General features: G+C 65.5%; 8 protein-coding genes and 3 tRNA genes. 1 reads left to right on the top strand and 10 read right to left on the bottom strand.

The window, feature by feature from the left end; genetic code table 11:
* The 8 genes from MUO23_09190 to MUO23_09155 form a co-directional block, all read right to left on the bottom strand.
* On the bottom strand, window positions 1–128 hold a 128-nt coding region (locus MUO23_09190), incomplete at its 3' end, for a GTP-binding protein (GenBank protein MCJ7513125.1).
* A 51-nt stretch (window positions 129–179) separates the two neighbouring features.
* A tRNA-Thr gene (locus tag MUO23_09185) sits at window positions 180–252 on the bottom strand.
* Between the two features lie 55 nt (window positions 253–307).
* Window positions 308–390 (bottom strand) — tRNA-Tyr (locus MUO23_09180).
* Between the two features lie 72 nt (window positions 391–462).
* Window positions 463–534: transfer RNA gene (locus MUO23_09175), tRNA-Thr, on the bottom strand.
* A 96-nt stretch (window positions 535–630) separates the two neighbouring features.
* Window positions 631–1,407 (bottom strand): 23S rRNA (guanosine(2251)-2'-O)-methyltransferase RlmB, encoded by a 777-nt coding sequence (gene rlmB / locus MUO23_09170; protein MCJ7513124.1) that lies wholly within the window; start codon window positions 1,405–1,407, stop codon window positions 631–633.
* 6 nt (window positions 1,408–1,413) lie between these two features.
* Window positions 1,414–2,811, bottom strand: coding sequence for a cysteine--tRNA ligase (gene cysS / locus MUO23_09165; GenBank protein MCJ7513123.1), 1,398 nt, complete (start codon window positions 2,809–2,811; stop codon window positions 1,414–1,416).
* Between the two features lie 22 nt (window positions 2,812–2,833).
* Window positions 2,834–3,886: a TRAM domain-containing protein gene (locus MUO23_09160; GenBank protein ID MCJ7513122.1), complete on the bottom strand. Its 1,053-nt coding sequence runs from the start codon at window positions 3,884–3,886 to the stop codon at window positions 2,834–2,836.
* 411 nt (window positions 3,887–4,297) lie between these two features.
* A complete protein-coding gene (locus tag MUO23_09155) occupies window positions 4,298–5,833 on the bottom strand; it encodes a serine protease (protein MCJ7513121.1) in 1,536 nt (511 codons plus the stop codon).
* Window positions 5,834–5,944: 111 nt separating this feature from the next.
* On the opposite strand from MUO23_09155, the gene surE reads away from it, so the two are divergent.
* Entirely contained in the window at window positions 5,945–6,727 is a 783-nt protein-coding gene (surE, locus tag MUO23_09150) for a 5'/3'-nucleotidase SurE (GenBank protein ID MCJ7513120.1), read from the top strand.
* A gap of 153 nt (window positions 6,728–6,880) precedes the next feature.
* On the opposite strand, the gene MUO23_09145 is transcribed toward surE, so the two are convergent.
* Both MUO23_09145 and MUO23_09140 read right to left on the bottom strand, forming a co-directional pair.
* A complete protein-coding gene (locus MUO23_09145) occupies window positions 6,881–7,597 on the bottom strand; it encodes a 2Fe-2S iron-sulfur cluster-binding protein (GenBank protein MCJ7513119.1) in 717 nt (238 codons plus the stop codon).
* Window positions 7,594–8,027, bottom strand: a 434-nt coding sequence (locus tag MUO23_09140; protein ID MCJ7513118.1) for a formate dehydrogenase accessory sulfurtransferase FdhD, incomplete at its 5' end; no start/stop codon positions are given. The genes MUO23_09140 and MUO23_09145, both read right to left, overlap by 4 nt.

Here is an 8,027-nt window from a genome sequence, read left to right as displayed (position 1 = left end):
TCCCCATGCCCCCTCATCGCACTGTACTTCGTGATCGCCGCCGTCAGCGTCGTCTTCCCGTGGTCGATGTGCCCCATCGTCCCTACATTCATGTGCGGCTTCGTTCGCTGGTACTTCTGCTTGCCCATGATTGCCGTCTCCTTGCCTTCAGGTCAGATTGACCAGATTGTGCACACGAGAGCCCTCAATGGGATTTGAACCCATGACCCCACCCTTACCAAGGGTGTGCTCTACCGACTGAGCTATGAGGGCCAGCTTACCCGCCGCCACGGCCACATTGCCTCGGCCGGGGCGAACGCGCTGCCTGTGGGCGGTGAAGGATTCGAACCTCCGAAGGCGTCCGCCAGCTGATTTACAGTCAGCCCCCTTTGGCCACTTGGGTAACCGCCCCTGTTTCCGGCCGGGGATCCGGTCGCGCCCCTGGCCGGCAGAACCGATGGTCCCGACAATCTCGCCGTCGTGAGCCGACGACGGGAATCGAACCCGTAACCTACCGCTTACAAGGCGGTTGCTCTCCCGTTGAGCTACGTCGGCGCTACGATAAAAACGCGCCCCACCCACCGGCGCGAACTCATTGTACCAGAACGGGATGCCGCCGGCCAAGGAGTTTATCAGGTTTCCAAGCGAGCGTCAATCATGACCGGCCCCCGCCGGCGCCTCCCCCGCCCCCTCCCGGGCCGCCCACACGGCATACAGCGCCACCGAACCAGCGATGGCGGCATTCAGCGAGGCCACCTGGCCCCGCATCGGAAGGCGAACCAGCTGGTCGCACGCCTGGCGCACCAAGCGGCGCATGCCCTGGCCTTCGTTGCCGACCACCAGTCCCAGTGGGCCGGTCAGGCGAACCTCCCGCAGCGGGACGGCCTCCAGTCCGGCCTCCAGCCCGAACACCCAGGCTCCCTGGCGCCGGACCCTCTCGATCGCCTGCACCAGGTTTCCCTGCGCCACCAGCATGTGCTCGCACGCGCCGGCAGAAGCTCGAACCACGGCATCTGTGATCCCGGCGGACCTGCGCGGAGGGATCACCACCCCATGTACCCCAACCGCCTCTGCCGTTCGCAGCAGGCTTCCCAGGTTCTGCGGGTCCTGGATCATGTCCAGCAGCAGCACGAACAGCGGCTCCCGGCGTTCGGCCGCCAAGCGGCACACCTCGTCCAGGCCGACGTACGGGTACGGTTCAACTTCCGCGGCGACCCCCTGATGGTGCGCTCCCAGGCCGTCCAGCGCCTGGCGTGGGACCGGCTCGATGGGGATGGCCAACGCCCGTGCAGCCTGCAGGAACTCGTCGAGCGGGCCTCGCCGATCGGCGGTCTCCAGGATCCACACCCGGTACATTCTGCGCCGGCCGGCACGCAGCACTTCGGCAACCGCGTTCCGGCCGCATACCCACTCGCTCGGACCGCTCACGGCATCTCAGCTCAGCCGCCAGGTCGTCCCCTGCTTGCCGTCCTCGAGAACGATGCCCAGCTCTGCCAGGCGCTGGCGGATCCGGTCGGCCAGTGGGTACAGGCCTGCCTGGCGAAGCTCCAGGCGCAGTTCGATGAGGAGTTCGACCAGCGGGCCGGTGGTTGTCGCCCCGGCCTCGGTCCTTTCCAGGCGCAGCCCCAGCACGCCAGCCAGTCTGCGCAGCGTGGCCTGAGCCGACTCGACGGCGGCGACATCGGCGCCCGCCTCTCGGCCCTGGTGAATCGCCCGCACTAGCTCAAACAGCTGGGACAGGGCCCCGGCAGTGTTGAAATCGTCGTCCATGGCGGCTTCGAAGCCGCGGATCGCATCTTGCGCTCTGGCCTGCAGCTCCAGGCCGGCTGGCGGCACAACGGCCTCCCCTGACCCCGACGCTCGCAGCCCGCTGTGCAGGCGCTCCAGGGCGCTCGTCGCCTGCTCAAGAACGGCCGCTGTGAAAGTCAGCGGCCCCCGGTAGCTCGAGTTCAGCACAACCATGCGGAACACGTCCGAGCTGTGCTTCTCCAGGAACTCGTCGATCGTGATCAGATTGCCGAGGGACTTGGACATCTTCTCGCCGCCCAGCTGCAGCATCCCATTGTGGATCCAATAGCGGGCGAAGGGACGATCCGTGAAGCTCTCGCTCTGGGCGATTTCGTTCTCATGGTGCGGAAAGACCAGGTCATTGCCGCCGCCGTGGATATCGATCTGTTCCCCCAGATAGCGCAGATTCATCGCCGAGCACTCGATGTGCCAGCCAGGCCGGCCAGGCCCCCAGGGGCTGCCCCAGAAGGGCTCTCCCGGCTTGGCCGCCTTCCATAAGGCGAAGTCCGCCGGGTCTTCCTTGCGCTCATCGACCTCGAGCCTGGCGCCGGCGCGCATGTCCTCCAGACGCCGGCGCGATAGCTTGCCATAGTCCGGGTCGCGCCCAACTCGGAAGTACACATCTCCGTCGACCTGATAGGCAAAGCCGCGGTCCATCAACCCCTGGACCATCGCCAGAATCTGGTCCATCTCCTGGGAGGCGCGCGGGTTGACCGTGGCCGGAAGCACATTCAGATCCCGCAGGTGCTGGTCGTACTGCTGCAGGTACTGTCCGGCCAGTTCGCCCGGCTCAACTCCCCTTTCCTGGGCGCGCTGGATGATCTTGTCCTCCACGTCGGTGTAGTTCATCACATGCCGGACCTGATAGCCGCGGTACTCCAGGTAGCGGCGGATGACATCGAAGACCACCGACGACATGGCGTGGCCGACGTGGGCGCGGTCGTAGACCGTCGGGCCGCACACGTACATCCGGACCTTGCCCGGCTCGATCGTCTCGAAGGCTTCCTTCTTGCGGGTCAGGGTGTTGTAGATCATGATCATCATGGCGAGCCACCTTGTTGAATCGCTAGGCGCCGTCCGGCCGGGCGAAGATCATCCGACCTGCCGCTGTCTGCAGCACCTTGGTCACGGCGACCGGCACTGTGCGGCCGATGTACGCCCGCCCGCTTTCCACAACGACCATGGTGCCGTCATCGAGATAGCCGACCCCCTGCCCCGCCTCTTTCCCTTCCTGGATCACCTCGACGTCCAGGCTCTCTCCCGGCAGGTACACCACCTTGACCGCGTTCGCCAGCTCGTTGATGTTCAGCACCGTCACGCCCTGCAGCTCGGCGACCCGGTTGAGGTTGTAGTCGTTGGTCAGAATCGGACTGCGCAGCTGCTTGGCCAGGATCACCAGCTTGTCATCCACCTCGCGCACCCCTTCGACATCGACGTCGGTGATCCGGAAGGCGATCGTTGTGTCCTTCTGCAACCGATTCAGAATGTCCAGACCGCGACGGCCCCTCTGTCGGCGCAGGCTATCCGCCGAGTCTGCAATGTGCTGCAGTTCGATCAGGACGAACGAGGGCACCAACATCGGGCCCCAGATGAATCCCGTGCGGGCGATGTCAGCGATCCGCCCGTCGATGATCACACTGGTGTCCAGCAGAACACTCCGCCCGTCGGCGGTCATCCCCCGGCCCTCGTCGGTGGCCGACGATGTCCGAAAGCGAAACAACCCCAGGATATCGTGCTGCCGAAGGTAGAAGATCGAGACCCCCAGATAGCCGAACAGCAAGGCGCTGACGAAAGGCAGGACCTCGCCAAAAGGCGAGGGCAGCAGCGACAGGGGATACGAGACCAGTGCGGCCACGATCAGCCCGACGATCAATCCCAGCAGACCGGCCAGCATCGCTTGTGCCGATAGCTGCGCTACCGAACGTCGGATCGCCCGCACCGGCCGAGTGGTGAGATAGGGGGTGACCACCAGGCCGATCAGCGCTCCGAGTAGGCCGAAAACCGCCGCCCACAACTCCGCCGGGCCTCCGGCAAATTCGCCCAGATACGCCCCCAGGTAGATCCCTCCAATGGCCAGGACCACCATCCCGATCAGGCGCATGATGAAATCGCCACTCATAATGACCTTCCTTCCGAATCTGGAAGCATAAGGGGCGGATACCCGGCTCAGGCATCCGCCCCATGATGGGACCGCCGTATCTGTCCGCAGGCTCGCCGGTCCGCAGGGGGTTCACCCCAGCCGCCGGGACCCACGCCGTCGACCAAGCGCCAATAATGACAGATGATGAAGCCGGGACCGCGCATCAGCAAGAATAATGGGCGCTGTTCACGCGGCACAAGGATCTTATCACGACGGGTTGGCGTGAGTCAACGCAGGCTGGCGAGAGGCAGTGTGAAGGCTGCAGCCCGAGGCCGCCAAGCGGTGGGGCCTGGCGGCCGCACAGGGCCCATGGGACAGGCTAGAGACAGGGCCCGGAAATCGACCAGGCCAGGAGGCAAAGACCTCGGTCAGGCGAGCCCGCAGCGAAGTCTATTCTGGAGAAGCAACGAACGTCAGGTTGTCCATGAGAGCAACGCCGAACGCCTCGGTCAACAACCCACCATCGCAGTCCAGCAGCCGGAGGTCGTACGCTCCGCTGGCCACGGGGATGGCCCGCCGGGTGCCAGGCACGACAGCCTCTTCTTCGTCCAGCCGGTCCTGACCCCAGTTCTGGGCCTCGGTAGGCGAGAGGAAGGCATAGCAGATATCCTGAGGAAGCCCATTCTCCAGCTCCAACTCAACCAACCTGTGATCTCCGCCAACGAAGATCGATTCGTCCGCCAGAGGCTCGCCTTCCGCTTCCAAGACAAACTCATACAGTCCATCCGACAGGCCGGCTTCATTGTGGATGCACACCCACCAGTTGCCCGCCGGACCCCCCGTCCAGACATCACCGATGCTGCTTCCGCCCTCGCTGAGCACCCCATCGATGAACCAGTAGCTGGACCAGGTCATCCCGTCGGCCATCCCCTCGTAGTCCCAGAAGGCGCAGGCATCGGTCACGCCGGCCGGCAGGGAGTACCACTCCCCCAGTGGTTCATCCTGGGAACCCACGCCTTCGGAGAACACAATATTCGACAGATAGGTCAAAGCCAGGTCGAAGCCTTGTGGGTCCTGCGGTAGGGGTACGTCGCCGCGCACGAAGCGGATGCCCTGGCTCGCTGCCTCGATCAGGGGTGCGGCCAGGGCGACCGGCCGCAGCGCATTGATGAACCCTCCCAGCGGCACGCAGGTGTCCTCGGAATCCACGACGCCATCCCGATTGGTGTCCACCAGCTGACGGCAGTCGGCCAGCCCGCTGTCCTCGGCGCCAGACCCCAGCATTGTCGGGATGGCGATGAGCTCTCCCCGTTCGTTCAGGCCCATGCCCCCGCTGGTTCCGCCGGCGATGGTGGCGTCGGTCTTCAACCATGCCCTTCCATCGACGCCCCGCTCAGTAGTGAAGCCGCTGATGGCGCCTTCGGTGAACGTGACGGTATCGCCCCCGATCCCAGGGTAGCCCAGGATGCGAATCGGATCGCCGATCTCCACCTGACCGGAATCGCCAAGCTGCACGAACGGCAATTTCGGTTGGACGGGGCGGCCGTCCAGGTCGCTGATGATCTGAACCACGGCCAGATCGAGCTCGTAGTCGATAGTCGCGACCTCCGCCAGAAAGGCTAGCTGCGGCGCCTGGTCGGTGCGCTCGAGGACGGCCACGCCCAGTTTCTCGTAATCGCCGCCCCGGTTGTCAACAACATGGGCGTTGGTAAGGATCAGGCCATCCGAAGAGATCAGACTGCCGGAACCCGACCAGACGACGGTCGTGCCCCCGCCCTGGGCGGCCAGGGCCTGGAGCTGCACCGCCGCCCGAGCCAGCTCGCCAAGGCTGGGCGTCCGACCGGCCGCGCCTGCCGGCGTCGGCCTCAGCGCGGCGCTGGTCGGCGGCGGCGTGGTTCCTGAGCTCAGGTTGCAGGACAACGCCGCCAGAGCCAGAGAGCCCACCAGCCAAACGATGCGCGTGAACGAGGGTGGAATTGCCGACACGCCTGCTTACTCCCTGCCTTTAGGCCCGGAGTCTAATCTACCCGGCGGCCGAGGCTCAAGAGGACCGGCGGCTCAAGTACAATACGCCCCCGGCCAGAGACCGAGTATTCGATGCACATCCTGGTAACCAATGACGATGGAATCGGCGCACCCGGTTTGCTGGCGCTGGCCCAAGCCCTGGAGGGGCTGGGCGAGATCTCCGTCCTGGCGCCGGACCACAACTGGTCGGCCTCGGGTCATGTCAAGACCATGCATCGCCCGCTCCGGGTGTGGGATACCCAATTGCAGAATGGCCTGCCGGCCCACGCCACCGACGGCGCCCCCTCGGACTGCGTTGCCCTGGCCGTGCTTGGGCTGCTGCACGACCCGATCGATTTCGTGGTCTCCGGCATCAATCCGCATGCCAACATCGGCCACGACGTCACCTACTCGGGCACGGTGACGGCAGCCATGGAGGCGGCCATCGCCGGCCTGCCGGGCGTGGCGGTTTCGGTCGACTCCCCCGAAGGCCACCCCGAGCCCCTCGATTTCGGGCCGACCGGGCAAGTCGCGCGAGCGCTCGTCCGCGAGGTGATCAAGCGCGGGCTGCCGAAGGGCGTGCTGCTCAACCTGAACGTCCCCTACCTTGCGGTGGAAGAAATGCACGGAGTGCGCATCACCCGCCAGGGCCTGCGGATCTACCGCGACGCTCTAGTGCGCCGCGAGGATCCTCGTCAACGCCCATACTTCTGGATCGGCGGCGAGGCTCCAACCGGCATCCCTGCGGAGGGGACTGACTTCTGGGCGCTTCGCAATGGTTTCGTGTCGATCACTCCGCTCCAGCTGGACCTTACCGCTACCGATCAAATCGATCCCCTCGCCGGCTGGGATCTCGGCATTCCTGCCTCACACTGACCCTCGTACACCCTTGAGCTAGCACCCAGCCTGTCCCTCCTGCGGATCAAGACGTGGCTGCGATTCACAGGCTGGGGCCGGCCGGAGAACCCCCGCGCCGGCGCGCGGCGGGAATCTCTCTCCGGCCGAACTCGCCCCGGCCAGCATCATGAATCAGGCTAGCGAGGTGCCGGGCTGCCGCCTGTCCCGAGCCGGCGGGCGCGTTTCGGCGGACACCTGATCAGGCTTCAGGCCGCGGCCGAGAAGATATTCCCGCTTTCCCTTCAGGGCACCCGTCGGGCACACCCCGATGCACTGGCCGCAGAAGACACAGGTGGTTGACGGCATCGGTTGATCAAAGAATGTCGCGATGCGGGTGTGGAATCCGCGACCGGCGAAGTCAAGGGCGAAGGTGTACTGGGCGTCCTCAGCGCACACTTGCACACAGCGCCAGCAAAGGACGCACTTGGCATAGTCCCGGATGTACATCGGGTTGTCATCGATCAGTTCGGGCTGGCGTCTCTCGCCTCCCTCGAAACGTTCGGGGCGCGCTCCATATTCGGCCATCAGGCGCTGCAGTTCCGGGGCCTCCGAGAGATCGACTGACGATGCCAGCATCTCCAAGAGAGTCCGCCGTGCTCGAAGGACCGCCTGCGAGTCGGTGCGCACCACGGCACCTGGACGCACTGGGGTGACGCACGCCGCCACCAGGCTGCGCACGCCTTCCACCTCGACCACGCACATCCGGCACAATCCGTTCGAGGTTGTGTGGGCGAAATAGCACAGCACGGGGATCTCGACCCCCGCCTGCCGCGCTGCCTCGAGCAGCGTGACCCCCTGCTGGACCCTCACCCGCTGTCCGTCCAACGTCAGCTCAACCTGGTCCGTCATCGTTTTCCCGCCGCGTGCGCTATTGCCTGGCCCCCGCCCCGGTTCCGCAGGACCGGGCCCGCCGATCGAGGTGGCTCATCTGAACCCAGCCGCTCCGCATGGGCATAGGCCCGCAGGGAGCCCTGCCGAACGTAACCGACCAGGGTGATATTCCAGGCCTCTGCCATCGCCACAGACATTGAGGTTGGCGAGTTACGCGAAGCGATAATCGGGCAGCCCATCAGAGCGCCTTTGCGCAACATTTCCGAGGAGACTCGTCCCGTTGCCAGGAGGATCTTGCCCCGGGTGTCGACGCCCCTGGCCAGGCACATACCCCGCAGCTTATCAATCGTGTTGTGCCGCCCGACATCCTCGGCCATCGCCAGGATCCGGTCGCCGTCGCTCAGCCCCGCGGCATGCACGCCCCGCGCCCGCGCATGCAGGCTGTCCG

The organism is Anaerolineales bacterium (assembly GCA_022866145.1).
Lineage (GTDB): Bacteria > Chloroflexota > Anaerolineae > Anaerolineales > E44-bin32 > PFL42.
This window is presented reverse-complemented; position numbering and strand designations above follow the sequence as displayed.

What these genes read in the sequence shown, in the direction of transcription:
- cysS (MCJ7513123.1), bottom strand. Translation starts at nt 2,811, where the DNA reads ATGATGATCATGATCTACAACACCCTGACCCGCAAGAAGGAAGCCTTC.
- MUO23_09160 (MCJ7513122.1), bottom strand. Translation starts at nt 3,886, where the DNA reads ATGAGTGGCGATTTCATCATGCGCCTGATCGGGATGGTGGTCCTGGCC.
- surE (MCJ7513120.1), top strand. Translation starts at nt 5,945, where the DNA reads ATGCACATCCTGGTAACCAATGACGATGGAATCGGCGCACCCGGTTTG.
- MUO23_09145 (MCJ7513119.1), bottom strand. Translation starts at nt 7,597, where the DNA reads ATGACGGACCAGGTTGAGCTGACGTTGGACGGACAGCGGGTGAGGGTC.